This window comes from Clostridium yunnanense (genome assembly GCF_016595795.1).
In the GTDB taxonomy this organism is placed as follows: Bacteria; Bacillota; Clostridia; order Clostridiales; family Clostridiaceae; genus Clostridium_AR; species Clostridium_AR yunnanense.
The window spans coordinates 37,805-64,636 of the sequence record NZ_JAENHN010000016.1; the positions used below are offsets into that span (position 1 = coordinate 37,805).

23 protein-coding genes are annotated in these 26,832 nt (G+C 30.4%); 6 read left to right on the forward strand and 17 right to left on the reverse strand.

The features are described from left to right. Window positions 1–202: 202 nt before the first annotated feature. On the reverse strand, window positions 203–1,525 hold the full coding sequence (xylA, locus tag JHL18_RS06050) for a xylose isomerase (RefSeq protein WP_200267160.1): 1,323 nt from the start codon (window positions 1,523–1,525) through the stop codon (window positions 203–205). 761 nt (window positions 1,526–2,286) lie between these two features. Here xylA and JHL18_RS06055 point away from each other — a divergent pair. Together JHL18_RS06055 and JHL18_RS06060 are read left to right on the forward strand one after the other, a co-directional pair. Continuing rightward, window positions 2,287–4,431, forward strand: a complete 2,145-nt coding sequence (locus JHL18_RS06055) for a sialidase family protein (RefSeq protein ID WP_200267161.1) — start codon at window positions 2,287–2,289, stop codon at window positions 4,429–4,431. Between the two features lie 437 nt (window positions 4,432–4,868). After that, window positions 4,869–5,744, forward strand: a complete 876-nt coding sequence (locus tag JHL18_RS06060; RefSeq protein ID WP_200267162.1) for a CehA/McbA family metallohydrolase domain-containing protein — start codon at window positions 4,869–4,871, stop codon at window positions 5,742–5,744. A 105-nt stretch (window positions 5,745–5,849) separates the two neighbouring features. Here the strand turns inward: JHL18_RS06060 and JHL18_RS06065 are convergent, their stop codons facing one another. The 6 genes from JHL18_RS06065 to JHL18_RS06090 form a co-directional block, all read right to left on the reverse strand. Further along, entirely contained in the window at window positions 5,850–6,050 is a 201-nt protein-coding gene (locus JHL18_RS06065; protein ID WP_200267163.1) for a cold-shock protein, read from the reverse strand. 324 nt (window positions 6,051–6,374) lie between these two features. Then, window positions 6,375–6,914 (reverse strand): isopentenyl-diphosphate Delta-isomerase, encoded by a 540-nt coding sequence (idi, locus tag JHL18_RS06070; RefSeq protein ID WP_338025451.1) that lies wholly within the window; start codon window positions 6,912–6,914, stop codon window positions 6,375–6,377. A gap of 258 nt (window positions 6,915–7,172) precedes the next feature. Next, window positions 7,173–8,048 (reverse strand): cysteine ABC transporter substrate-binding protein, encoded by an 876-nt coding sequence (locus JHL18_RS06075; protein ID WP_200267166.1) that lies wholly within the window; start codon window positions 8,046–8,048, stop codon window positions 7,173–7,175. Window positions 8,049–8,068: 20 nt separating this feature from the next. Beyond that, window positions 8,069–8,809, reverse strand: coding sequence for an amino acid ABC transporter ATP-binding protein (locus JHL18_RS06080; protein WP_274600939.1), 741 nt, complete (start codon window positions 8,807–8,809; stop codon window positions 8,069–8,071). A gap of 20 nt (window positions 8,810–8,829) precedes the next feature. Further along, window positions 8,830–9,507, reverse strand: coding sequence for an amino acid ABC transporter permease (locus JHL18_RS06085; protein WP_200267168.1), 678 nt, complete (start codon window positions 9,505–9,507; stop codon window positions 8,830–8,832). Then, entirely contained in the window at window positions 9,488–10,153 is a 666-nt protein-coding gene (locus JHL18_RS06090; protein ID WP_200267170.1) for an amino acid ABC transporter permease, read from the reverse strand. The genes JHL18_RS06085 and JHL18_RS06090 overlap by 20 nt, the downstream gene beginning before the upstream one ends. A 490-nt stretch (window positions 10,154–10,643) precedes the next feature. Here JHL18_RS06090 and JHL18_RS06095 point away from each other — a divergent pair, with 490 nt between their 5' ends. After that, window positions 10,644–10,967 carry a DUF6483 family protein gene (locus tag JHL18_RS06095; RefSeq protein ID WP_200267172.1) on the forward strand — a complete coding sequence of 108 codons (324 nt, stop codon included), beginning with the start codon at window positions 10,644–10,646 and terminating at the stop codon, window positions 10,965–10,967. A gap of 196 nt (window positions 10,968–11,163) precedes the next feature. Here JHL18_RS06095 and JHL18_RS06100 read toward each other — a convergent pair whose 3' ends face one another. Next, the gene (locus JHL18_RS06100; RefSeq protein ID WP_200267174.1) at window positions 11,164–12,420 is read right to left on the reverse strand and encodes a siderophore synthetase; all 1,257 of its coding nucleotides are present in this window, start codon (window positions 12,418–12,420) and stop codon (window positions 11,164–11,166) included. Window positions 12,421–12,439: 19 nt separating this feature from the next. Beyond that, window positions 12,440–12,724, reverse strand: coding sequence for a phage holin family protein (locus JHL18_RS06105; protein ID WP_261851533.1), 285 nt, complete (start codon window positions 12,722–12,724; stop codon window positions 12,440–12,442). Window positions 12,725–13,090: 366 nt separating this feature from the next. Between JHL18_RS06105 and JHL18_RS06110 the strand changes: the two genes are divergently transcribed. Next, entirely contained in the window at window positions 13,091–13,477 is a 387-nt protein-coding gene (locus JHL18_RS06110) for a SatD family protein (RefSeq protein ID WP_200267176.1), read from the forward strand. Here JHL18_RS06110 and JHL18_RS26190 read toward each other — a convergent pair. From JHL18_RS26190 to JHL18_RS06140, 6 genes are all read right to left on the reverse strand, one after another. Further along, the gene (locus tag JHL18_RS26190) at window positions 13,470–14,348 is read right to left on the reverse strand and encodes a DUF3307 domain-containing protein (protein ID WP_200267178.1); all 879 of its coding nucleotides are present in this window, start codon (window positions 14,346–14,348) and stop codon (window positions 13,470–13,472) included. The genes JHL18_RS06110 and JHL18_RS26190 overlap by 8 nt on opposite strands. Beyond that, window positions 14,348–15,118, reverse strand: a complete 771-nt coding sequence (locus JHL18_RS06120) for a SatD family protein (RefSeq protein ID WP_200267180.1) — start codon at window positions 15,116–15,118, stop codon at window positions 14,348–14,350. The genes JHL18_RS26190 and JHL18_RS06120 overlap by 1 nt, the downstream gene beginning before the upstream one ends. Window positions 15,119–15,517: 399 nt before the next feature. Beyond that, entirely contained in the window at window positions 15,518–16,345 is an 828-nt protein-coding gene (locus JHL18_RS06125; protein ID WP_200267182.1) for an MBL fold metallo-hydrolase, read from the reverse strand. A 412-nt stretch (window positions 16,346–16,757) separates the two neighbouring features. After that, window positions 16,758–17,453: an SIMPL domain-containing protein gene (locus JHL18_RS06130; protein WP_200267184.1), complete on the reverse strand. Its 696-nt coding sequence runs from the start codon at window positions 17,451–17,453 to the stop codon at window positions 16,758–16,760. A 179-nt stretch (window positions 17,454–17,632) separates the two neighbouring features. Continuing rightward, entirely contained in the window at window positions 17,633–18,823 is a 1,191-nt protein-coding gene (locus tag JHL18_RS06135; RefSeq protein WP_243277812.1) for an MFS transporter, read from the reverse strand. 226 nt (window positions 18,824–19,049) lie between these two features. Further along, window positions 19,050–19,196, reverse strand: a complete 147-nt coding sequence (locus JHL18_RS06140) for a hypothetical protein (RefSeq protein WP_200267185.1) — start codon at window positions 19,194–19,196, stop codon at window positions 19,050–19,052. 261 nt (window positions 19,197–19,457) lie between these two features. Between JHL18_RS06140 and cooS the strand changes: the two genes are divergently transcribed. Then, window positions 19,458–21,590 carry an anaerobic carbon-monoxide dehydrogenase catalytic subunit gene (gene cooS / locus JHL18_RS06145; protein ID WP_200267186.1) on the forward strand — a complete coding sequence of 711 codons (2,133 nt, stop codon included), beginning with the start codon at window positions 19,458–19,460 and terminating at the stop codon, window positions 21,588–21,590. A 655-nt stretch (window positions 21,591–22,245) separates the two neighbouring features. Here cooS and JHL18_RS06150 read toward each other — a convergent pair. After that, window positions 22,246–23,496, reverse strand: a complete 1,251-nt coding sequence (locus tag JHL18_RS06150) for a tetratricopeptide repeat protein (protein ID WP_200267187.1) — start codon at window positions 23,494–23,496, stop codon at window positions 22,246–22,248. Between the two features lie 316 nt (window positions 23,497–23,812). Beyond that, window positions 23,813–24,007 (reverse strand): hypothetical protein, encoded by a 195-nt coding sequence (locus tag JHL18_RS06155; RefSeq protein ID WP_200267188.1) that lies wholly within the window; start codon window positions 24,005–24,007, stop codon window positions 23,813–23,815. 714 nt (window positions 24,008–24,721) lie between these two features. Here JHL18_RS06155 and JHL18_RS06160 point away from each other — a divergent pair. Continuing rightward, on the forward strand, window positions 24,722–26,443 hold the full coding sequence (locus tag JHL18_RS06160) for a methyl-accepting chemotaxis protein (protein WP_200267189.1): 1,722 nt from the start codon (window positions 24,722–24,724) through the stop codon (window positions 26,441–26,443). Window positions 26,444–26,832 lie beyond the last annotated feature (389 nt).

Here is a 26,832-nt window from a genome sequence, read left to right on the forward strand (position 1 = left end):
TTCAACTACTACAACAAATAATTCAATTCTATTTATAATAGTATGTACCACTTCGATCATCAATGTATTTTTAAAATTTCACGTGTTATAGTGATTGATTTTAAAAATATAAAATTAAATACGAAGTGGTACATCTTTTAAATCGATTAAGTTTAAACTAAGTTCTGGCTTAAGTATAAGTCTTATTTATATTTAAGAAAGTCTATTTATCTTCAAATATATATTGATTAACAATAGATTCTAGCATCTCTTGTCTTCCAGATTTATTAGAGATTTTGTTATTCTCCAAAGCATACTTTTCTAATTCCTTAAATCCTACATTACCTTCAACTATTTCTTTTCCTATTCCACCATCAAAGCTTGAATATCGCTCTTTCATATTATTTTCTAGAACTTTATCTACCAATAGTTTATGAGCTACTCTTAACCCTTTAGCAAAAGTATCCATTCCAGCTATATAAGCTAAGAATAAATCTTCTGGTTCAAAAGATGCTCTTCTTACCTTAGCATCAAAATTCAAACCGCCAGGCGCAATACCGTTATTCTTAAGAATCTCATACATAGCAAGAGTAGTGTCATAGATATTAGTTGGAAATTGATCTGTATCCCATCCCAGATTAGGATCTCCTTGATTTGCATCTACGCTTCCAAGAACATCATTTATTCTTGCTACATGTAGTTCGTGTTGGAAAGTATGACCAGCTAAAGTTGCGTGATTGGCTTCAATATTTATCTTGAAATGTTTATCTAATTTATATTTTCTTAAAAAAGCTAATACCGCAGCTGTATCAAAATCATATTGATGCTTTGTTGGTTCCATTGGCTTTGGTTCTATTAAAAACTGTCCAGTGAATCCTATTTCTTTAGCATAATCTACAGCCATTTGAAGAAGTCTAGCAAAATTATCAAGCTCTAATTCCATATTAGTGTTTAGAAGAGTTTCATAACCTTCTCTTCCGCCCCAGAAAACATAATTTTCTCCACCTAATTCTTTTGTTACCTCAATAGCTTTTTTAATTTGAGCAGCTGTATATGCAAAAACATCAGCATTGCATGAAGTACCTGCTCCATGTACATATCTTGGATTAGAGAAACAATTAGCAGTTCCCCATAACAACTTCTTATTATATTTCTTCATTAATTCTTTGCAATAAGCCACTAACTTGTCTAAGTTTTCGTTAGTCTCAGCTAGGCTATTTCCTTCTGGTGCAATATCCCTATCATGAAAACAAAAATATTCAATGTTTAGCTTATCCATTAATTCAAAAGCTGCTTCCATTCTTGCTTTAGCAAGCTCCATAGAATCGTTTACATTATCCCAAGGACGAAGCATAGTTCCAACACCAAAAGGATCTGATCCATTTGCAGTTAATGTATGCCAATATGATACTGCAAATCTTAGATGTTCTTTCATCTTTTTATTTCCTACTACTTCCTCAGGATTGTAGTATTTAAATGAATATGGATTTGTTGACTTTGGACCTTCAAATACTATCTTAGATATGTTTGGAAAATATTCTCTCATTTTTATAACCCCTCATTCCCATTTTATTTATTACAAAATTACCAATCTTTTACTAAAGTATATCACTGAAAAAAAACTTTTTCAAGTGGTTTTATAAAGTAGTTTTACAAAGTATTTTAATAAGATTCCATTGTAATTTACCACATTAATATAAGTAGTCTGTAAACTTTTCACTTGTAATTTTAACTATTATTTCTACGAATAGTCACTTACAAGCAACCTAACTTATCTTTTTTAATTATTTATGGTTAATTTCGGAATAATACACTTGTTGAATTTAAATACCTATGTGTTATCATAATCTCAACATACAACGATTACAAAGTGCGCACATTGTATTAAAGCTATAACCTTTAGCTCTGTTAATATTCTTAAATTTTACTGCTGTATTGGAGAATTTCAGGATATATATTCAATTTCTAGATGGTTGTATCTATGAATGTATAACTTTAAAAATATAAGTTTAATTATAAAGTTATATACTGTATGTTGTTAAGCCAAAATGAAATAACTCTAATCTCTTATCTTAAATTTACAAGGAGGTCAATGATGAATAAAAGCTTATCGGTTTAATCACTACTATAACTCTTTGTACTGCTTTTACTACAACTTCACTTTTAAACAATCAAATAAAGGCAAATGCAAGTACAACAACCTCTACCTATACTTGGAAAAATGTTAAGACAGGTGCAGGCGGTGGTTTTGTACCAGGTATAATATTTAATCAAAAGGAAAAAGATCTTATTTATGCTCGTACAGATATGGGAGGGGCCTATCGGTGGAATGCTTCAACTAGCTCCTGGATACCTCTATTAGATTGGGTTGGTTTTGATAACTGGAATCTACTTGGTTGTGAAAGCTTAGCTACAGATCAAATTGAAACAAATAGAGTTTATATAGCAGCTGGAACCTATACTAATGATTGGGCTGGAAATGGTGCCATACTTAGATCAACTGATAAAGGAACTACTTGGCAAAAAACTGATTTGCCTTTTAAAATCGGTGGGAACATGCCAGGACGTTCCATGGGTGAAAGACTTTCCATAGATCCAAATAATAACAAGATACTTTATCTAGGCACACATAACGGCAACGGGCTATGGAGAAGTACTGACTATGGTGTTACTTGGTCAAAGGTTACTAGTTTCACTTCAACCGGAAACTATATTGATCCATATTTCAACGACTCAATAGGCATCGTATGGATTACTTTTGATTCTTCTACTGGCACTGCCGGCAAAACTACACAAACAATATATGTTGGAGTTGCAGATACAAATCAAAGTATCTATAAAAGTACCGATGGCGGAAACACTTGGCAACCTGTTGCAAATCAGCCTACAAAACAAAATCAAACAAATTGGAAAGACAAAAATGGAACCTCTACAGGCTTCTTACCTCATCACGGCTTAATATCAAATGGAAATCTATACGTTACTTATAGTAACACTTGTGGTCCATATGACGGTGACAAAGGTGATGTATGGAAGTATAATACTAAAACAGGTGTATGGACAAATATTAGTCCTGTATCTCCAAGTAGCAGTGACGACTACTTTGGATATGGTGGACTTGCAGTTGATGCACAACATCCAGATACACTAATGGTTACTAGCCTAAATTCCTGGTGGCCAGATGCTCAGATTTTCAGAAGTACTGATGCTGGTGCTACTTGGAAGCCAATTTGGTCTTGGGGAAATTATCCAAACCGTAACCTGAGTTATAACCAAGATATATCCGCAGCCCCATGGTTAGACTGGGGGACATCAAAAAGCATGCCGGAAGTATCTCCAAAACTAGGTTGGATGACTGGTTGTATAACTATTGATCCACTTAACTCTGACAGAATGATGTATGGCACTGGTGCTACTATTTATGGCTCCGATAATCTCACAAACTGGGACAAAGGTACTAAGATTGATATAAAAGTTAAGGCTGCCGGAATAGAAGAAGCTTCAGTAAACACTATAATTAGCCCACCTTCAGGAGCTAATCTTTTAAGTGGTATGAGCGATATTAGCGGTTTCAAACACGATGATCTTACCAAAGTACCTAGTAAGATGCTTTTAAATCCAAGTTTTAATACTACAAGTATGGACTTCGCTGAACTTTCTCCTAACTTCATTGTTCGTTCAGGCAACGTAAGCGATGATGATGCTAAAAACGGCATTAAGAGCTGCTCCTTTTCATATGATGGAGGCGGCAATTGGTTTACTGGAAAGAATATCGATGGTGTAACATCTAACGCAGGAGGTACTGTAGCTGCTGCTGCTGATGCTAGCGCAGTGGTTTGGAGTGCTTCAGGTAGTTCAGGCAAAGTTGCTTATTCGAAGGACAACGGCAATTCATGGATAAATTCTGTTGGTGTTCCTACAGGAGCTAAGGTAGCATCTGATCGTATAAATTCAAAGAAATTCTATGCATTTTATCAAGGCAAGTTCTATATTAGTACTGATGGAGGCGCAAACTTCAAAGTAACAGCAGCTACAGGCTTACCAACTACAGGTACTGGAAACTTCAAAGCAGTATCAGGTCATGAAGGTGATATCTGGTTAACTGGCGGAAGCACTAAAGAAGGTAACTATGGAATATGGCATTCCACTGATTCTGGTGCAACCTTTCAGAAGATATCAAATATCCAAGAAGCTGATACTGTAGGTTTTGGTAAAGCTGCTCCTGGACAAATTTACCCTTGTATATATATTAGTGCTAAGATAAATAATATCAGAGGCATTTACCGTTCAGATGATGGAGGCTCAACTTGGACAAGAATAAATGATGACAGCCATCAATACGGTTGTACCAATATAGCTATTACAGGTGATCCAAGAATTTATGGTAGAGTATATATAGCTACAAACGGCCGAGGTATAGTATATGGAGATGTATCAACAGCCACAAATTAAGTACTTAATTATTTAAGTGGTTAAGTATCATATGATAATTAAAAATAAAATTTATCTATCTTAAGAAATAGGTGTGTCAATCAAAATATATTTTGTAGCTTTAACTCTTGTTCCCTATAACCATATAATCTTGAAGCTATTCACATTGAAAAGATGGCACATCTATTTGTTTTATTCTTTTGATTTTCTAATAGTCCAATTTACTAATCCGGATAAACTTGACTTCATAAATTAGCATATATCAAACAAATTTTACTAATCATTTTCAATAATATATAATAAGTTTATGGCAGTTATAAAATTAAACTTAGCTATTACTTATGCTTATAACACTTCATCGAATAAAGTTTCAGCTAAGTTTTGAAATACAAAACAAACTGCTTTTCAAAGTAAATTGGTGAAGTTTTAAATATATATTAATAAATGGCGGTGAACTTATGATAATCAATCCTTATTTAAAAGCTGGAATGTGGCTTAAGGGAAACTTACATACTCATACTAACAATAGTAAATGCGGCCACTACTCTTTAGAGACAGTTATAGATATGTACAAATCTCATAAAATGAAATATGATTTCTTAGCTATTACAGATCACTGTATGCTCACAGAACTTAAAGAAAATTATGAAGATATAATTATTTTTCCTGGAGTTGAATATAAATATAGAGATTATCAAACTCTCGGTATAAATATTAAAAGTTATAGTGACGATGAACGCAATTACGATAACCATCAACAAATTTTTAATAAAGTAGATGATGAAGGCGGACTAAATATAATATGCCATCCTCATGTTTATGAGGATAATTACTGGCCTGTAGAAAAATTACTACAGCTTAATGGATATACTGGATTAGAAATTTATAATAATAATGTTAAATTTGATAATAAAGGAAGAGCTTTAGCTACGGATTTATGGGACAATCTTTTGTCAAATGGCAAAAAAGTGTTTGGATTTGCAAATGATGATATGCATGTGTTCCAGCGTTGCGGTTGTGCTTTTAATATGGCTTTGTGTGAAGAAAAAAGTTCTACATCAATAATGGAAGCTTTAAGAAATGGAAGCTTTTATGGTTCTACTGGAATCTTTTTGAATAAAATTGATGCTGTTGATAATAGACTATATTTAGAACTTAAGCATCATAACATTCCAGCAGTTTTTAAATTTATAGGCTATCAAGGTAAAGTTTTAAAAGAAACTTATGGACATGAAGCTGACTATACTTTATTAGGGACTGAGAAATATGTAAGAATTGAAATATCTAGGGAAGATGGTTGCATGGCTTGGACTCAACCATTTTGGCTTGAATAACTAAAGCATAAAGATTAGAATTGGTACTTTATTATTTGTAAAATTTCAGTATAAGTTATTACTAAAATCCCCTTAAAGTACATACTTTAAGGGGATTTCCGCTATCTATCTAGCTAGTGTAATGTTTTCTGCTTGTGGACCTTTTGGACCTTGAGCAACGTCAAAAGATACTTTTTGGCCTTCTTCAAGAGATTTGTAGCCTTCAGCATTTATTTGTGAAAAGTGTGCAAACACATCTTTTCCATCATCTCCTGTGATGAATCCAAATCCTTTTTCTGGATTAAACCATTTAACTGTACCATTCATAATTTTGAACCTCCGAAATTTTATTTTTTTAAACTCTCTGGAACATTTCACTAATAAAATTCCGATGTAACCAGCCATTCCTTATGGATGATAATTTGCATTTTAATCCATTATTTCTTTACTATGTACTAGGTTACCTTGATTTCTAATTAGCTTTCAGAAGAGTTCATTTGGTTAATAGTGTATAAATCTTCTAAAGTTATAGTTTCGTATCTTAAACATTTTAAAACTACAAAGAATAAAACTTATAAGAAGATGCTACATTACATTGATTATTATGCCTCAATATGTAGAAGAATTATACATTAATTAATAATTTAATTATTAATTAATGTACAATTTCTTTAATTCCTCTGCTTTCTTAATTAGAATTTTAAACCAAAAAGTAAACTCTTCAGGTTTTTCATCAATCAACATAAGTAACTCTGACACTGGAATCCACCTAACTTCGTGCACTTCATCTGTGTTAAAACATTCAATATTTGTATCATATCTACCAATAAAAACATGATCAATTTCATTTTCCCATAATTGGTTTTCAAATTGGCATTTATAATGAAAAACAAATTCTTCTTCAATTGCAACATCATTAATTCCTAGTTCTTCATAAAGCCTTCTAACTGCAGCTTCTTTAATTGTTTCATTTTCTTTCTGATGACTGCAACAAGCATTAGTCCACTCTCCTGGTGAATGATATTTTGACAAGCTCCTCCTCTGCAACAGCATTTCATTTTTCGAATTAAAAAGTAATACTGAAAAAGCTCTATGCAATATACCTTCCTTATGCACCAACATTTTTTCTTTATATCCTATTATTTCATCATTGCTATTCACAACTGCAATATTCTCTAATATATGTCTCACCTCTATTTCGGTTTTGATTATGTTTAAAAACATCGTTGGAATTAATTAGTTACTTAAGTGATACTTTTCAAATATCTATTATCCACTAATTATAGAATAATAACTATACCTCTTTCAAGCTATTTAAATTTTATAAAATCACTAACCATTTTATAATGTTATTATTTGAAATATCTAAGTTAGCTAACTGAGGATTTTTATATTTTCTTTACACTAAAAAATAGGCAGCTGATATACTATATATCAACCGCCTAAAAATTAGTTTAACTTTCCGCCTTCAATTACAAGGTTATCAGGACTTACTGAGTCACCATATACTGGCTTTAATGTATCTTCATATGCTTTGTGTACAAAGTTTTCTTTTCCTATGTTTTCAAGTTCTTTATTGATCCAATCTAAAAGCTCTTTGTTACCCTTTTTAACTGCTGGTGCTATTGTATCTTGGCTTCCTAGAGTTGGAACTCCAACAGTGAATCCTTTGTTACTCTTAGCCCAAGCAAGAACTTCTGTGTTATCATGAGCTAGTGCAGCACCACGACCATCTTTTAGAGCTTCAAAAGTTTCTGTATTTTGGTCATACTTTAATAATTGTATATCTGGATAGTTCTTCATGAAGTAAGCTTCTGCAGTTGTTCCTTTGTTAACTATAAGTTTCTTTCCTTTTAATTGATCAACTGAAGTTATAAGAGCTCCATCTGGAGAAACTATTCCAAGAGAAACCTTCATATATGGATTAGCAAAATCAACTTTTTGCTTTCTTTCATCTGTAACTGTAAAGTTAGCCATTGTTATATCAACTTTATTTGATTCCAAAACTGATACTCTTGCTGCTGCTTCCACTAATACAAATTCTATTTTTGACTCATCACCTAAAAGATCTTTTGCAAATCTCTTAGCTATTTCAACGTCAAAGCCTTGATTCTTACCGTTTGAATCTACATATCCGAAAGGTGGTTTATCACTAAATACACCAACTCTTATCTTTCCACGTTTTTTGATATCTTCTAATGAATTTGTAGCTACTGATGATTTTGACTTATCATCTGATGTAGCAGACTTGCTGCATCCAACAAAGCTACCTACTAGTAAAGTACCAGCTATAACTGCTGCTAAAACCTTTTTAATGTTTTTCATTATAAATCTTACCCCCAATTTTAGTATTCAAATATATTTAGAAAGTGCTGTGCACGTTCAGTCTTAGGATTTTTAAAGAATTCCTCTGGAGAAGCAACTTCGCATATGTTTCCTGAATCAAGGAAAACTATCTTGTCTGCAACAGCATGAGCAAAATTCATTTCATGAGTAACTATTGCCATTGTCATACCCTGCTTTGCAAGTTCTAACATAACGTCTAGCACTTCTCTTACCATCTCTGGATCAAGTGACGCAGTTACTTCATCAAATAACATTACTTCAGGATTCATACATAAAGCTCTTACTATCGCTATTCTTTGCTTTTGTCCACCTGACAACTGACGTGGATATGAATCCATCCTATCAAGAAGTCCAACTCTATCTAATAATTGTTTTGCTTGTTCTAGTACTTCATTCTTATCTCTTTTTTGAACCTTAGTTGGTCCTAATAGAATATTTTCAATAACTGTCATGTGTGGAAATAACTCATAGTTTTGAAAAACCATTCCTATCTTCTGACGAACCTCTTGCCAGTTAACATTTTTATCTGTCAATGATTTACCAGACAACTTTATATCCCCACCTTGAATTGGTTCAAGACCATTTAGACATCTTAGAAGAGTACTTTTCCCACATCCAGATGGACCTAAAATAACCACTACTTCACCTTTGTGAATTTCCAAATCAATATTATTTAAAACTTTTTTATTTTCATATTCTTTGTGTAAGCCTTTTATCTCAAGCAACACTTCATTATTCATTTTACTAATGATAATCACCCCTAACTATTCCACTTTGCTTCAAGTCTTTTTGATAATAACGAAAGAGGATAACAAATTATAAAGTATAGTACAAATACTATACTGTAAACCCAGAAAGAAGCTGTTGGAACAGTAAATCTAGCTGTTTCTATTATCTGTTGTCCAACTTTTACTACTTCAACTACACCAATTAGTACAACTAAGGATGTAGTTTTAACCATTCTTGTTGACAAATTAATAGCTCCGGGAAGTAATCTTCTTACGGCCTGTGGTATGAGTATATATCTATATAACTGCATATAAGTCAGCCCTAATGCTTTTCCTGATTCTAATTGATGTTTAGGCAAAGATTCCAAAGCTCCTCTAACTATATCACTCATCTCAGCAGCACCCCATAAACTAAAAACTATTATAGATACCACTTCGCCATCAATCTGTATATCCAGAGCTGCAGTAACCCCAAAATGAAGTATAAACAACCATACTAATGTTGGTATTATTCTAAATATCTCTAAGTACATCCTCAAAACAAATCTTACTACCTTATACTTAGTAGTTCTAAGTAATCCAAAAACAATACCAAGAATTGATCCAATTATTATTGATATAAATGCTATTCTGGCTGTTATAAGTAATCCACCCAAAAGCCTTAGAAAATTGTTTCCTTCAAAAATCGCACTAATTACCGAATTCTGCATATCTTACCTTCCTTTCTAGCCATGTCAAAAGAAGGGACAGCGGCAATAATATTATTAAATAAGATATCACTAACATAAATAAGGATTCAAAGGTCTGATAATAAAGTCCTATTAAGTCCTTTGTAACATTCATCAAGTCTACTATTGCTATAGCACTAAATATTGATGTTTCTTTTAAAAGAAATATACAGTTAGCTCCAATAGCTGGTACACTTACTGAAAAGGCTTGAGGAAGTATTACATATCTAGCTAATTGATATCTTGTAAGCCCAATACTAAGACCAGATTCGATTTGTGTTTTACTAACAGCTTCTATCCCACCTCTAAAAGCTTCAGCCATATAACTTCCACCAAGAAAGGATAGTCCGATAATTGCACATGCTGTTTCACTTAATGTTACTCCGAGTTTAGTTAATCCGTAGTATAAGAAAAATAATTGTATTAACAAAGGAGTATTACGAGATAATTCTACATAAGCTCGTACAATCACATCTAATACTTTAACTTTATAATATAGTATTACAGAACAAATAAGTCCGATTATAATAGATGCCAATATACCCCAAAAAGCTAACTTAAGTGTAAGCCACGCTGCTTTTTCGTATAAAGGCCAATTGCTTGTTATAAACTGCCAATTAATATTCATGGATATACCACCTTTAAAAATGCTGAAAATTCAAAATAATTACTATTCCTATCTGTTTAATATGTTATTTTATCCTATTATATGAACGTTACCCCTTTAATGTCAACGATGTTTAATAATTGCTTTATCAATATTCAAGAGTGTTACATAATTATTTATTATCTTTATTGCATTATTCATAATAATCTCGTAAATATATTAGCATTTACTTAACATTTCATCATTTATAACAATGATTTCACTTTGTTAATTTCATTCATAATTGATTTAAAAAAATGAAGTTTAATCATCATTTACGGTTATTCCTGCAATATTATAATTCATTTTTTGCATATATATATTTACTACTTTATTGCAAAATTTATATTTTTAATTCTGTCTCTCAAAGTCCAGATTCATTTTTGAAAATTCAAAGAATAATTAACTTAATTAATTTATTTATGATAAAATATTGTCTATAATATTTAATAAACTAAATGGCGGTGTTTTTATGGGATTTTTAAGGTCAAAGAAAGATGATGAAAAACAAGCAAAAGCTATGGATAATTCAGATTTAAACAATATGGGGTCTACTGATTTACTTCAATTATTGTTAAAGCGCATGGTTTATGAAGGTGAGTATAATAAAGCTGAAAATCTACTTTTTGAAGAGCTCGAGAGAAATAAAACAAAATCAATAAGAGATGCTGGTATTAAATTTTATAATATGCTTTTAGAAAAAAGTGATGAGGACTTAATCAAAAATAACTTTTCTAGAGAAGAAGTTTATCAGGGGCTTAATGATATCAACTCACTAAATTTTGATCAAATTTAATTAATAATATCTTTATTTTATGATACCATTAATCCATTAAAGCCTCTAAAAAACAGTATTGTTTTTTAGAGGCTTTAATAATTTTCTATATTCATTTCATATCTTAACAATTTCTACTATAACATAAAACACTACTATAGTTCTTTAATTAAAAATTGAGTCTTTGTGTAGATTCAATACAGTATTTTAGTGATACTTATGGAAGTTCATCTACAACCTGTTTCAAAAAATCACTTACAGCTACTTGATCATTCATATTTCCAAAAAGATTTACAGTTAAAGTAATCGTATCATCAAAACTGCTTAAAGCTAACTGAAAATAAGGTGTGTACTTTATTGATCCACACATAAAAACTTGCTCAACTTCTGTGTTTCCAAACTTAAGTCTATCCCTATCAATTACACCTATATTAGTCATACCTAATATAGGATTGTTAAAGTGCTTTTTTAAAAGTTTCTTTATAGTCTTATAACTTAAAAGCTTGAAAGCTAACTCTATTTCTAAGAAACCTTTTATCCCAAAATAACTATTTTTCTTTAAATCCACATCATTTTTTACTTTACAGACTGTATCAAAAAAAACATCTTTTTCACAATATTCAATTCCTGTAACAACCGACGATGCAAGATTGCAAAGAGAGTTAATATTTTTATTCTTTAGATGTCTTCTCATATCAATCATTATTGCTATATTTAAGTTATCGTTTTGCTTTAGCTTCAGTGTATTAAACATAACCCTATAATACGCAGCCAAAAAAACATCATTTATAGTTAAATTATTTTTATGACAATATTCTTTAATCTTAAAAAATCTATCTTCTGAGATTATATATTTTTTAATAAAAGGTTTTTTATCAGAATCATAACTAAGAGGAAACTTTAGATGACCAGTTTTATTGCTTACTATTTTTCTTGAAGTTAAAATCTTAATCTTCTCCAAACTAGAAATATTTCTAGTAATCATATTAATGCTTCTTGTTCCATTTAACTTCTTTTCTAGCACATAATTAACATCCTTAGATAATTTTGAATATAAGTCACTTAATAAATATATGTACTGTTTAAATCCAGCAGCATCACAAATCATATGATTCATTACTACAGTTAACATACAATTAGCACCTTGGTATAAACAAAATTTCACTTGTGGACCATTAAACTCATCAGTACGTATAACAATAAAGTCATCAAAACTACTTTTATCTTTGGCAACGGTCAAATAATCATCTACTTCTCTGAAATCACAAGTTTCCCAATAAGATACCTTTGTATCCTCTACATATTTGCTTGAAAGTATTGGTATTGCCTTAAAGCTTAAATTTATTGCTTTTTCTAGAATTCTCTCTTCCACTTTCCCTTTAAATTGTAATTCGCAGTGAAGTTGATGGTCATTATATTTATACTCTTCTGACAAAAATTGAAATACATCAAAAGCTTCCGATTTGAATCTCATAACAAATTCGCCTTACCTTCTAAACTTTATCATTACTATTTTTGCTAGAATCATCCCTATTTAAAGTTTGCTTCACCAGTTGATTGCTAAGAACTGCTAATCCAGCAGAAACTATACCTTGAAAGAAAGCTAATGCAGTAAAACCTTGTTGCAAAGCTATTGATCCGATTATTCCAATCACTATTAGTATCCAAGGTATTAACCAATCCTGCACTTTAGGTGTAGCCTTTAAACACATTCCAATCACATATAATGCTGCTACTAAAATCATCAACTGTTCAGGAACAAATTTTTCTATATCCACTTTATTCCCTCCTCAAATAAATATACCATTGCATTATTTAATTACTGTCTTTTTATCTTTAAATTCATACTACCATATATTTAATAATTAAACAATATTATGATAATTAGTTACATTATTCATTCGTTATTTATACCTCTCTATTTCAGAATAAATTATAATCTATTCAAGGAGTGTATGCGGATTACAATTTTTCAATTTGCACCACCTACTTATTTGGTACCATATGTTCAGAAATTCATATAATGCAGTGTGAGATTATTGTATTCGCAAGTTAATATTATAATTACAACTCTTGTAAAGTTGCTATATAAACATCAACTATGCGAGAGTTTCTTTTTTAAAATATACTTGATAGGAGGAAATATGTGCTATATTACTATGATTTTTGATTTAAAGAATTCTAAAAATATAGAAAATAGATATGAAGTTCAGAAGTTACTTATAAACGTATTGAAAAAGTGTAATGCAACTTTTAATGATATAATTGCCTCTCCATTTCTTATAACTCTTGGCGATGAATGGGAAGGATTATTGCAGCAGGATGCACCTTATGATAAAATAATAAGTTTTTTTAGAGAAAACTTACCTGAGAACATAGATTTTTATACTGGTATAGGCATAGGTGAAATTAGTATTAATGATTTTGAACTTACGGTTAATCAATTAGATGGTCCTTCTTTTCACCTTGCTAGAAAAGCTATAAAATACGCAAAGAAAAACCATTGCTCTTTGGTTATTTTAGTTAGTTAAATAAACTCCTTATAATTATTCCTCCTAATACGGCAGCTATAAAACTAAAGAAAGTGCCGATAATAAAGTATTCTGCAAAACTGTCATTAGATAATTTTTTTAGCCTTGCTACAGATTTTGCAGTAAGGACAAAGCCAATCATTACAGGATAATTCATAGCTATACTTATCAATATCAGTATTCTTTCTAGTATACCTATTAAATACCCTCCATTTTTAGCTTCAGAAGATGCAATTTTAATAACAGTTCCATTATCACCAATAATGTTCTTTCCTATATTTTCTGTTATATTAAGCTTATTTGCTTCAGAACTTATGTAGCTTATAAGCACTTTGATAAAAATACCTACAGCCCAGGTAGACACAATGAATATTATGGAAGTAATTAAGATTTTCTCAGATAGATTAAAACTATTTGGATAAGTCAAAAATTTATACTTTAACTGTCTTATAAAATAGAGGATATTAAAATCATATATTACAGATGAGATTACCATTAGATGCAGAAACTGATCTATTAAGAATATCCATATGTTATTCTGAGTGCTTGTCCGAAATAAATATATAAGTGATTTAAGCAAATCTATAATAAAATGAGCTAAGCAAATTAAGATTATTTTGCTCATAGGAAAGATTACTTGGTCACTTTTTATTAAATTTATAACTAACACAATTAAACAAAGCCCTAGAAAGTGACTACATGTATGCATTAAATTACCTTTTATAATTTTATATATGTTCTTTTTGCGCTTTAGATCATTGCCATCGCCTTTACAAATCGGAAATCTATAACACCGAAAAAGTTTAATTTGTAATATAAAATCAAAAATATTATGACTCAGTATTGCAATTAATATGAGTTCTATATCCATTAGCTTTGCTCCTTCACCCTTTCACAATATTCCGTCAAGAGACCTTTTATAATATTTCTATTATGTGCTACTAAAAAATAATTTGCAGCTGAAAGTTTACGAGAAATACTTGATTTAGAATACCTTGGGTGTTTCTTCTCAATTTCTGCATAAGATCCTAAAGATTCATATAAGCTAATAACTTCCCTTTGCTTAGCTGTCATATTTAATTGCAGAATTTCGTTGTTCTGAATCATGGCATTCAAAGCATCAATTATGTTAAAATCCTCATAAATTGAAGTCACTGCTACTTCTAACTGCTGCTCTGTTGGAATGTGTTGTTCATTAATTGAGTTATTAAACTTAATAGAGTCTCCAATAAAAATCACCCTACAATCTTTTGTATAAAGCATCTTATTATAAAAGGTGTTTGTCTCTTTAGCACATATAAGAGCTTTCCTTGCATATATAAACGCTTTTCCATCCATTTCTCTAGTATCTTCAGATTCTTCAGTGCTTATTGAACCTAACCCTACTCCACAATAGCAACTAATATTACGTTTTAAAAGAAAATCCTTTATCTTTAAAAACATATTATAGCTTTCCTTAACATCCCTTAAAACAATCTGCCATTCATCGCCTAAAGTAAATGTGATAGGTGCTACTAGTATATGTCTGTTTTCAATATATAACTGTCTAAAATATTGCTTAAGTTCTTCTTGTACTACAGCTCTATCTTCAATTTCTCTTGACCCCACAATATCCATGTTTATAACGCTATATATATTCATATAATAAGACATCCTTTCTATACTTAAATATGATCCTAAGAATTAAGCCATAGGATTTTAGTTCCTAATCCAGATAAAGTAGGTTCCTAAAAATTTATTTATATTTATAATTATACCTATTTATGGACATATTAGACAATACCTCTCCAATTCATTCTTCTTCTTTATTCCTTAATCCTTACTTTTTTAAGTATGCTTATCTACATATATATCTGAAATATACTTTCCTACGGGAAAGATAGGCATTTCCCATTGTATTTTGTGAAGGCTTGCCTTCACTGGTGATCCCTATAGGGTAAAAAACTCATACATATTGGTTTCAATATTAAATCAAAACACAAGTATGTATAAGTTCTGTTTCATAATAAGCATAAAAATTCTTTTTAAAATCTAATATTATTATTTTACAAATCGTCCTTCTTCCGGAATTGCTTTTTTATCAAAATTTTCTACTAACCCTTTTAAGTATGGACCTATCTCTTCTCCATTCATAGGATCTCCATGACTTGGAATTATAATTGCAGGTCTAAGCTCTGCTAATTTTTTCACAGAAGCTTTAGAAGCATCCCAATCAGTTGTGAAGTATGCTGGCGGACCATTAACCTCTTTGTTTTGTGTCAAAACAGAAAATAAAGACTCTTGTCTTACAGTGGTAAAAGCATCTCCTACAATTAGAACTCTATCTCTTTCTCTAAATAATGAAATATGTCCTGGTGTATGCCCAGGAGTGTTTATGTATCTCCATTCTGATAAGTTAGGTACTGTACCGTCTTTAGGTAGCTCTTTTATCTTTCCATCCAAATTAATAGACTTATTTGGAAAAAACTCTGACATCTTTGCAACAATTCCTTTATCCACTGATGGATCTCCTTTAGGATAATCACTTTTCCCAGTAAGATATGGCAATTCTAATTCATGAGCATATATAGAAACATTCCAATGATTGGCCAATTCTACGACTGAGCCAACATGATCAAAATGTCCATGAGTTAATATTATACACTTAGGCGCCTTATCTTTTCCAAAAAACTTTTCTGCGCACTCAATTATTTCATCTGCTGAACTTCTCAAAGCAGTATCAATTAAAACCCAATCTGAATTTTCATTCTTAACACTACCTATCATAATTGCATTAACTATTTTAAATCTTAGAAGCACTATATCTTCTGTAACCTGCTGAAAGGATGCAGACATATCAGATATTTTTTCAAGCATCTCAGTTATCATGTAAAAAACCTCCCACATAATCAATTATTAATATCTAACTATTTTAGATGTACTACTTCATATTTAAACTTATTATTTTTAAATTCTCTCACCAGAACCCGTGAGAGTTTCAAAAATAGACTTCGGATTGAAGTAGTACATCTTTAGTTTGGTTTAATTATTAACTTTGATACTTAATTTTTTATATCATAACTTTAAGGTGATATATATCAAATTAGCCACTCTTTATAATGTATAAAGCTTAATTCTTAATACTGTCCTCAATTTCTCATGGCATTTTTCTTCCTTGTTTAAATTTAAACACAAAATTTTATTGAAGAAAAAAATCAGGTAAACAGTAGGTTTTCTACTAATTACCTGATTCTGATTGTACTAGCTATTAAGCTTATTAGTAAGGTTTCTTTTTAAAATATTATTCAGCATATAAAAATACCGCTTCAACTGATGCAGATATTGCATTTTCACCTGCTTCAATAGGTGTAGTCGCCGCAATACTAGTTTTAAAAGTCATTGGTCTTGGCCCTTGTTCCTCGTTAGTTAGCTCTACTACCCTTATAGGGACTTCATATATCTTCACCTTAAGCTTACTGGTTATAACAACCGCTTTTTTCTGAGCATCCTCAACCGCCGATCTTAAAGCTTCAGAATAGTATTTCGATGGGTTTTGTATAGTAAAACTTATGTTTCCAACATTATTTGCTCCACTTTCCACTGCTGAATCAATTATTATTCCAACTCTACTTATTTCTCTAATTGTTACTCTTAAAAGGTTTCTCACTTCATAACCTTTAAAAACTTGTTTGCCGTCTACATAATCATATTTAGTATTTATTGTGTAGTTTTCTGTTTGTATATCTTTTGTAGCTACTCCATTATCCTTTAAAGTATCTAAAACCGCTATTGTAATCTCTGCATTCTCTTTTTGTGCTGCTTTCAGACTTTCATTTTCAGTGATAACCCCAAGGGTTATTTCTGCAATATCAGGTCTAACCTTTATAATTCCGTTTCCTATAACCTTAAGTACATTATTAAAAACTTCGTTACCATCAAATCCTTTTAGATAATTATATCTACTAGAAAATGCATTGCCATATCCATCTGGATACATATTTTCACCTTCTAAAATTAATGAGCAAGTAAAGATTATCTATACTTCCCTTATCATTTTATATATTATGCATTTTCTTTCAAAGAGTTCAAATTACAATAACAAATAATTGCTCATGCGTATTTTAACATAAAAAAGTTAGCAAGCATGATTACTACTTGCTAACTAATATATTGACTTTAGATGTATTTTTTATTGCTACGGCTAAAAATAAAAAAGCTAACTATGGACATAACTGTAGCGATAAAAGCAACAACTTCGAAAGAAGTTTGAAGTGTATACATATCACCTATTTTCCCTATCAACGGAAAAATTATAATCATGTATGCACTAAAAATCATGCTACCCATTGATAATATAGTAGCTCTTTTTTCCGATGGTATAAGTTTATTAATGTAATCTCCTACTACTACATAAATAAGTGACTCCATAGAACTTACAGCTATGAAAAATATATAATAATACTTACTTAAAGCAGCTCCCCAAATACATGCAGCTATAAGTATAGGTACCACAGCAATTATACCTACTTGCCCAATTTTTCTCTCAATTCTATATCCGTTTGCACCAACTATTGCTGATCCTAAAGATGATAGAGCTAAAATAATTCCTATTTTATCTTGTGTCATACCATTGGCCAATAAGTAGTTTTGAAAATAAAAGAAAATACTTGTATTAAACATGAAAATTGCTTGAGAAAAAATTAAAAGAAACCCTATAACCTTATTTGAAACTATTATAGTATAGCTTTTAACAACCTGTTCTTTTATAGTTTTTAAACTTTTATGCTCAGTTTTCATTTCAATCTTAGGCTCTGTGAAGGAAAAACAGTGTATAAAATTAATTAGACCTACTATTATAGCAGCTATATATGCGTATTTGTAATTGTACTTTGATAGATATCCTCCTATTATTAACCCACCAGTACTGGCCACTTGCATTATAAGCTCACTGAAGCCAAAAATCTTCATATATTTTTTATCTTCATCAATCTCTTTTAAAGAATCGTATATCAGTGCATCCCCTGCCCCTGATTCTAAATTGTAAGATACTGCAGAAATTATAAAAGCCATTGTAAACCCTAAAAAGGTATTTGAAAACAACATTATTATAGAAGACACTAAAGACACCATGCGTCCGCATATTCTACTTACTTTTCTACCCCATATGTCAGCAATTGCACCAGTTGGTATCTCCATTAAAAATGAAGTAAGATGAAACACACCTTCTATTAACCCCAGCTCTGTTAATGTTAATCCCTTTGAGGCAAGATAAATCATCCATATGCCGTTAGTAAAACTAAAGTTATTTAAAAGAACAAATAAATAATTCTTTCGAATATTTTTTCTTAATCTATTTTTATAATTCATATTAATTCCTCCTAAATTAGCTAGTTTATTGTAATTTGAAACAATTTTCTTATAATCACCAATCATACTTATATAAACATAAAAATCTCCCTTAACAATTTCTTGCCAGGGAGATTTCATAATTATAAGACCTCAAATAATAGAAAATCTACTAGTTTTAAAATAAATTTTAAACATAAAAAAACCCAAGCAACTAATCTCGCCTAGGTAAATCAAAAGTTTATTCTTATGGCAAAGATACAGCATTTCTTTTCAGTACAATATTCAATTTTGGGCAGACTTGTCCCTTTAACCCAAAATCAGCCTTTGTTATTCCAGATAATGACAAAGGCAATCTATCCAAAACAGTATTTTCTAAAAAGAAATAAACCATATCTTTCACCTCCAATTCATAAAATATATACTAATTTTACCATATACCTAATAGTCAGTAAACACAATTCTTTACTTAAATTAACCATTTTATGATTCTAAAGAAAAAAATAATCCTAATCTAGAAAAATATGAATAATTTAATTTTACTAATCACATTCTATATATTGAATTTTATATTATCTTGATATACCACTAAATTCTCTTATTTCTATTCAAAGTGGTAATCAATATTCATAAATAATACCTAGGAGGAAATCAAATGTCAGACAAGGATATTAAAGAGTCTTTTGAGAATGCTGCAAAAACCATGAGAGGTGATAATACCACTTTTGGTAGTAAGTTAACAAATGAACATTCAAATGATCCAACCACACATCAAGACATACATAACAGAATAAAGATTGATTATGACCAAATCGAAAAATCACCTCAAGGTGAAGATTTGCACAAGTGGCAAAGAGAACATGTAGCCAAAGGTGATCAATCAAAAGAAGGCTACCCATTAAATGTAATCATAGACCCAGCTATGAGAGAAATGTATCAAGCAGTGCACGATGCAGGAATGACAAACGTATTTGATAGATTTAGCCAACAACAACCAATTCAATGTAAATTTTGTATTGAAGGACTTTCTTGCCAACTTTGTGCCAATGGTCCATGTAGAATAAGTGAAAAAGTTCCAAGAGGTACATGTGGTGTTGACGCGCATACTATGGTAGCTAGAAACTTCGTATACAGACATGTTACTATTGGTACTTCAGCAAACGTATTCCACTGTCACCAAGCTGCAAGAACATTAAAAGCTGCAGGTGAGCATCCTGAAAGTGGATTAAAGATTAGAGATGCTGAAAAATTAAAGAAATATGCAGATATGGCTGGCCTAGATATAAATCAACCAATAGAAAAACTAGCAGTAGCTTTTGCTGATTGGGTCATAGCAGATATACACTCCCCTTATCATATAGAATCAAAAACTGTAGAAGCATTTGCTCCTACTAAACGAAAAAAGCTTTGGAGAGATCTTGGTTTGTTCCCAGGGGGAGCCTACAGCGAAGTTGGTTTTGCTCAAACTAGGTGTATGACAAACTTTAACTCAGATCCGATTGAATTCTTATTAAATAGTATTAGACTAGGCGTTGCTAATGAATACCAAGGATTATTCCTTTTAGATATAATTCAAGAAATACTTATGGGAACACAAGAAATAGCGCATAAGAAACAAAACATGGGCTTATTAAAAGAAAATATGATAAACGTAGTAACTAATGGACATATGCCACTTTTATCACATGTAGCTATTGATCTTGCATCAACTGATGAATGGCAGCAGAAAGCTAAAGATGCTGGGGCTGAGGGAATACAAATTCTTGGTCATGTATGTGAAGGGCAACAACTTATGAATTACGAAGGCACACATAATCAACTAGGTTATGGTGGTCAAGAAGGTGAATGGTTGTCTCAAGAATATTTGCTTGCTACCGGTGTTGTAGATATGTTTATGTTTGATTATAACTGTACTGTTCCAACTATGCCTCTATTTGCAAAACGTTTTGGAACTAAACTATTGAGCACCCATCCAATTATTAAACTTCAAGGAACTGAAACCTTAGATTTTATTCCAGAAAAGATGAAAGAGCAAGCAGAAAAAGCTCTTAATTTAGCAATTGAATCCTTTACTAAACGTAAATCTGAAAACAGAAAAATATATATTCCATCACATACATCTGATTGTATGGTTGGATTCAGTACAGAATCCGTAAGAAATGCTTTAGGTGGAAGTTTTGACCCACTTATAGAACAAATTGCAAATGGTAATATAAGAGGTATTGCAACTATAGTTGGCTGTACAACTGCAAGATACGGTCAAGGCGGAAGCAATATTTTCAAGATAACTCAAGGCTTAATTAAAAATAACATCCTTGTATTATCCGGTGGCTGCACTTCTTCAGTTATGGAATATACCGGACTTACAAATCCAAAAGCTGCTGACGAATGCGGTGAAGGATTAAAAGCTGTATGTAAACAACTTGGAATACCTCCAGTTTTATCATATGGTGCTTGTGTCGATATAGGAAAAATGACTCATACAGCAAAAGAACTTGCTGATGCTCTAGGTGTAGACACTAACAAACTTCCTTTAGTAATTGGAGCGCCTGAATATCTTGAACAAAAAGCCGTGGCAGACGCTTGTACTGCTGTTGCTCTTGGATGGCTTGTTCATGTTGCACCAGTTCCATCAATTACCGGTAGTGATGTAGTCGTTAAAACTCTTACAGAAACAACTGAATCTCTTGGGCTTGGTAAGGTTGTTGTTGAATTGGATGCAGAAAAGACAATTCAAATATATGTAGATCATATAGAGAAGAAACGTAAGGAATTAGGTTTAAACTAGACTAAATAGTTTTTTATTGAATTCCATATTTATAAAATTAATAATTTAAGTTGAACTAGTATACTAAATTAAACTCTTCTTTAAATTAATGGAATTTTTAGAAGCACATGACTTTCTAATTTATATCATTAAAAAGTCATGTGCTTCTTACTAAAAACAAAATCTTGCCAAAATGGTAAGCACTTTCAAATTAATGAAAGTGCTTTTAAAAAGGAGTTCTATGAAAAAAACTTTTACAAGATTATTGTATATCTCCTTTGTGACAATTTAGTGGCAAAACTTTGGATTAATATTTTATTATTCTAACATACTCATTTACGAGTATTTCTTTTTAGTTATACTTTTATGTTTTTCTAGTTATAAACACTATATAAAGATGAACTACTTCATCAGTTAATATCTTAATCCCCCTTGCTTCAATACTTATATGAGTAAAGCTATTACAATCAATAAATTCTATGTTTTATTATAGACTATATATTCTAACTATATGCTTTTGATATATCTAAATTTAACTAGCGCAAAATTTTTATATTTTCTTTTACAGCAAAAAAAAGCATCTTCACCGCAGTGAAAATGCTTTTATAAGGAGATCATGAAAAACTCTACATTAGTTATTATAAATATTCTTTGTGTCATTTATATGACAACTTACCTATCTCCCAAGTAATATATTTAACTTACTTAGGATTTGATTTGTTGGTTCACTATCTCCTTGATTTATAGCAACTTCCATTAGATTACATAATGCAATATCTTTTCCTTGCTCTAAGTTATTTTTATCTAGAAGTTCAATTAAATTTTTTGATGTTTCTCTAATTCTATCAACATCTTTAATTTCTTTATAAATCTTTATTAACTCATTATAAATGGATATAATCATGTTGAAATCACTAAGCTCTTCTGATATATTCATAGCAAGTTCCAATATCATAATACTTTCATCAGATAATCCTTGTTTAAAAAATATTTTTGCTTTTGTCTTTAAGGTATTTGGTAAAGATTTTTTATCCAATTTCCCCTTCAATCTTTGTGCACTATTAATGTATTTTAAACTTTCATGTAAATTAGAAATCTCAAAATAATAATCACCTAAAAGACTATAAACATTAGACAATATAAAATCATTTTTATCTTGTAACTCCTCTATTATTGAAATATATTGTTCTACTGCTTTTTCTCTTCTTCCTGAATTATAAATCTCTTTTGCTTTTAAGACCTTTATATTCATTCTAAAGTTGAAATCAATCTTTTCAAAAACACTAGAATTTAAAATAAACTTATCCAATATTTCCACGCTTTTTTCATGATCTAACATATAGGAGTAAGCTAAAGCTAGATTGTATGAAGCTTCAGTAAAAGAATTATCATCTTTTCCTTCATTAGCATAATTAATTGCTTGATTTAGGTAAAATACTGCCTCTTCATATTCCTTAATATTTATCTTACAAAGTCCAATCTTATTATATACATATGATTGTTCTCCATTTTCTTTAAGTTCTTTTAACTTACCTAAGGCATTTACATAGCTTACAAATGCTGTTTTATACTCCAGTTCATAAAGATATCTATCCCCTTGTTTTATATATACCTTTGCAGTAATATAATCTAACTTAAATTCCAAAGCTATATTTAACAATTCTTCTAACTGCTCATGATCATTTTCTTTGAGTAATTCATTATCACAATAAATCTTTGCATCTTCATAAGGCTTTCTTGAAAAATACTCATCATCTAAACCTAATTCCAGTCCCAGTTCTTTTGCTTTATTATTAAATTTTAGTGCGAGCAATTTGGAGCTGGACCTACTCACCTTTCTTTTCCCACTTTCCATCATACTGATAAAAGCTCTAGTCATCTTTGTATCTTCTAGCTCCATTTGATTCATATGAAATCTTTTTCTCATAATTTTTATTTTTTGACTAGGACAATAGAAATTCAATTTGATCACCTCTTAAATGTTATGTTAATTTTTTTCAGTACTTCCACTAATAATTATACATATTTTTTCATAAAAAGGCATTAAAACATAGAAATTTTTATTAATTTATTTGAATTTAACTGTTTTTATAAAAAAAAGTTCATTTTCAATGTTATGTTTCAAAAAATATATCAATTTAAAAATTTTAATGTATCAATATCATGTAATTCAACCCATTATATAGCAAAATTTATATTAATCAAAATAGGGATAAAGGTGTATCCCTCATCCCTATACATCACTAGTATTTTATTTTATCTTTAAAATCCCATCTTTCAGGTATGTACTTTTTTAATTCTATTCCTCTTTCTATGAGTATTTCTTTAATTTTTTGCGAACCATATCCTGTTCTCATTCTTACAGCATTTAACGAACCATACTTTTGATATAGAAATAAAATCTTTTCTATGTCATAATTTTTTTCCTTTCTCGCCATACCCATCACCTCTTTTTTGAAATGTTAAAACATTTATGTTACATCTTCTACCTGCCGTGTATATATAGATGAACCACTTCATATTAGAGTTTATATTTTCAAATTCTCCTCTCAGAACCCAGAGGAGTTTTGAAAATAGATTTCGGATTGAAGTAGTTCATCTTTAGATGAACCACTTTGTAATAAAATTTATTATTTTTAAAAATTTATACATAAACTCTTTTACTACATCTCTAAAAAACTTTAGTTTAGCGACTACTTTTCAAGGATTTATTATTTAATCTTCTAACTTATTCTATTTTACAAACTACTTGTATATTAAATCTTTTTCTAAATGAAATAAGCTAATGCTTTCTTAACTTTGAATAACAACAAAGCTTTACTCTTCATTTTATTGTATATTTATTTCTCTATATTATATTTATTGTAACTGATTATTATTAAAGCATTTTTTAAATAATTATCAATTGTATATTATTAAATATACGCCTTTAAATTTCATCACCATACTAATAAAAGCTTTAAAAATAGTTTTCATTATAAATTGAAACATCTTTTTATACTGTTTGAGGGTTAAATTTAAATAAAACTCAAATAAAGCCTTAAAAAACTCTATAATTTTCCGTTTTTTACTGTCATATAATATCTCTTTTTGCTATGATATATCTTATATCGCATCTTACTATAAATAGTATTAAGGGGGATGGCTCAAACATGATTCAGCGCTTGCAAAAAAAGGATTTATCAATACGTCATAAAATTATAGGAGGTTTTATTATTCTTATACTATTCTCTTCACTTACAGTAGGTATATATACTTACTATAAGACACAGGAGAATATAGAAACTACAATCGGTAACACAGCTTTAAATATAGTTAAATCCATTTTAGGTACAATTAATTTACAAGAATTTAGTAGCCTTCAAAATAAAGAAGATATGAATTCAGATTATTATAAAAGTCTTCAATCACATTTAAGTGATATAAGAAAATCTACTGGTCTGAAATATCTATATACGATGCGTAAGACTACTGAAAATAAGTACATTTATGTGGTTGATGGTGCACCTATGGATGACGAAAATTTTTCTGTTCTAGGTGATGAAGAAGATACAATTACAAAAACTTTAAGTCAAAGTTTTAATGGCATCTCAGGATTTGAATTTCATTCAGATGAGTGGGGAAATCTTATTTCTGCATATCTCCCAATTAAAGATACTGCAGGAAATGTAATTGGAGTACTTGCAGCGGACTTCGATGCTAACATGATGGTTACTCAACTTAATAAATTTAAAGTTAATATATGTATTTTAGTACTAATAATAATTGCAGGTGGAATAATCATAGGGGAAATCCTTTCAATTTTCTTAGTCCGTTCTTTAAATAAACTTAAAGCTGAGTTAATAAAAAACGGTGATTTTACAGTAAAATTTGATAAAGCTGGTAATGATGAGATTGGTGAGTTATCTCAATCCTTTAGCGAAATGGTAAATAACATTACTGTAATTACAAATGAGATAAAAAATAATACTAGAGAAGTAAATGCTGAAATAACTGATATGCATAAAAGTTTTAGTGAGACAAGCAATACAGCGGAAGAAATAACTCAAGTAATAAATGAAATAGCTTCAGGTTCCCTTGAGCAAACAAGCCGCATTAACGAAGTATCAAATACAATGGACGAAGTTTTCAGACAAGTTGAAAATTCAGTTCAAAAAGCGAATATAGTATCTTCTTCAGCTGACACATCACTAAATAATACGAAGGCTGCTCTAAATATATTTAAAACCTCTATAGAGAAAGTAACTACAGTAACAGATACAATAGAAGCCACAGCAGTTATTATTCAAGAACTTGACAGCAAATCAAAAGAGATTAATTCATTTAGCGAAACTATCTCAGAAATAACTAGTCAAACAAACTTATTATCTCTTAATGCCTCTATTGAAGCTGCTAGAGCCGGAGAACAAGGTAAGGGGTTTGCCATAGTTGCAAATGAAATTAAAGATTTAGCAGAACAATCAAGTAATGCAAGTAGTCAAATAAGTGAGATTGCAAATTCCATGCAAAAAGAAATCTCAAATGCAATTAAAGCTATTGAAAAAGGTGTTGTACATGCAAATGAAGGCGTAGCGTCAGTATATAGAGTTGATACTTTTTTATCAGATCTTCAAATTTCAAGCATTGACACAAATAATAAAGTGAAAGAGATTATTAACTCAATACATATAATTGAACAAACTTGTAAAGATTCCTTAAATAAAATACATGAACTTGATGATATATCAAGAAGTTTTAGTTCTGGGAGTCAACAAGCTGCAGCATCAACCGAAGAGCAGGCTGCTATCATGCAACAAGTAAAAATAAATATGAATAATATTAAAGAGATGACTGACAAGCTTAACAATGTAGTAAATAAGTTTAAAGTTGAATAATAGATGAGCTACTAAAAACAGATATTTAGATTATACATAAGCCTTGCATTATAAGGAAAGTAAATCTCCTTCTTCAATATTTCTTTATAATAACCTCTGTAAAATTAATTAAGCCTATATATTTAAAGAACATGCATATTATAGAACTAGTTTCCTAATATGCATGTTCTTATAGGGTTCCTAGCTCAACTATTAAGTCATGCATGCCGCGAAAATCCTCAGTAGCCACGATTTTCGAGCATGCATAACTTAAGTTTCGACACAGGAACCCTTTATAGGTATCCCAGATTAAAGTTTAAGTTATACAAGGTAGTTTCTGGCATATGCTAACGAACAAATCTCATCCTTTTTCGAATTAAGTTCGATAAAGATATTTTTAATATCTGAAA

Excerpts from the sequence above, each read along its gene's own strand:
- cooS (WP_200267186.1), top strand. The coding sequence starts at position 19,458 with ATGTCAGACAAGGATATTAAAGAGTCTTTTGAGAATGCTGCAAAAACC.
- JHL18_RS06155 (WP_200267188.1), bottom strand. The coding sequence starts at position 24,007 with ATGGCGAGAAAGGAAAAAAATTATGACATAGAAAAGATTTTATTTCTA.
- JHL18_RS06060 (WP_200267162.1), top strand. The coding sequence starts at position 4,869 with ATGATAATCAATCCTTATTTAAAAGCTGGAATGTGGCTTAAGGGAAAC.
- JHL18_RS06100 (WP_200267174.1), bottom strand. The coding sequence starts at position 12,420 with ATGAGATTCAAATCGGAAGCTTTTGATGTATTTCAATTTTTGTCAGAA.
- JHL18_RS06095 (WP_200267172.1), top strand. The coding sequence starts at position 10,644 with ATGGGATTTTTAAGGTCAAAGAAAGATGATGAAAAACAAGCAAAAGCT.
- JHL18_RS06125 (WP_200267182.1), bottom strand. The coding sequence starts at position 16,345 with ATGATAACTGAGATGCTTGAAAAAATATCTGATATGTCTGCATCCTTT.
- JHL18_RS06135 (WP_243277812.1), bottom strand. The coding sequence starts at position 18,823 with ATGAATTATAAAAATAGATTAAGAAAAAATATTCGAAAGAATTATTTA.
- JHL18_RS06080 (WP_274600939.1), bottom strand. The coding sequence starts at position 8,809 with ATGAATAATGAAGTGTTGCTTGAGATAAAAGGCTTACACAAAGAATAT.
- xylA (WP_200267160.1), bottom strand. The coding sequence starts at position 1,525 with ATGAGAGAATATTTTCCAAACATATCTAAGATAGTATTTGAAGGTCCA.
- JHL18_RS06160 (WP_200267189.1), top strand. The coding sequence starts at position 24,722 with ATGATTCAGCGCTTGCAAAAAAAGGATTTATCAATACGTCATAAAATT.
- JHL18_RS06110 (WP_200267176.1), top strand. The coding sequence starts at position 13,091 with ATGTGCTATATTACTATGATTTTTGATTTAAAGAATTCTAAAAATATA.
- JHL18_RS06065 (WP_200267163.1), bottom strand. The coding sequence starts at position 6,050 with ATGAATGGTACAGTTAAATGGTTTAATCCAGAAAAAGGATTTGGATTC.
- JHL18_RS06140 (WP_200267185.1), bottom strand. The coding sequence starts at position 19,196 with ATGGTTTATTTCTTTTTAGAAAATACTGTTTTGGATAGATTGCCTTTG.
- JHL18_RS06120 (WP_200267180.1), bottom strand. The coding sequence starts at position 15,118 with ATGAATATATATAGCGTTATAAACATGGATATTGTGGGGTCAAGAGAA.
- JHL18_RS26190 (WP_200267178.1), bottom strand. The coding sequence starts at position 14,348 with ATGGATATAGAACTCATATTAATTGCAATACTGAGTCATAATATTTTT.
- JHL18_RS06055 (WP_200267161.1), top strand. The coding sequence starts at position 2,287 with ATGGGAGGGGCCTATCGGTGGAATGCTTCAACTAGCTCCTGGATACCT.
- JHL18_RS06090 (WP_200267170.1), bottom strand. The coding sequence starts at position 10,153 with ATGAATATTAATTGGCAGTTTATAACAAGCAATTGGCCTTTATACGAA.
- JHL18_RS06150 (WP_200267187.1), bottom strand. The coding sequence starts at position 23,496 with ATGAGAAAAAGATTTCATATGAATCAAATGGAGCTAGAAGATACAAAG.
- JHL18_RS06075 (WP_200267166.1), bottom strand. The coding sequence starts at position 8,048 with ATGAAAAACATTAAAAAGGTTTTAGCAGCAGTTATAGCTGGTACTTTA.
- JHL18_RS06085 (WP_200267168.1), bottom strand. The coding sequence starts at position 9,507 with ATGCAGAATTCGGTAATTAGTGCGATTTTTGAAGGAAACAATTTTCTA.
- JHL18_RS06130 (WP_200267184.1), bottom strand. The coding sequence starts at position 17,453 with ATGTATCCAGATGGATATGGCAATGCATTTTCTAGTAGATATAATTAT.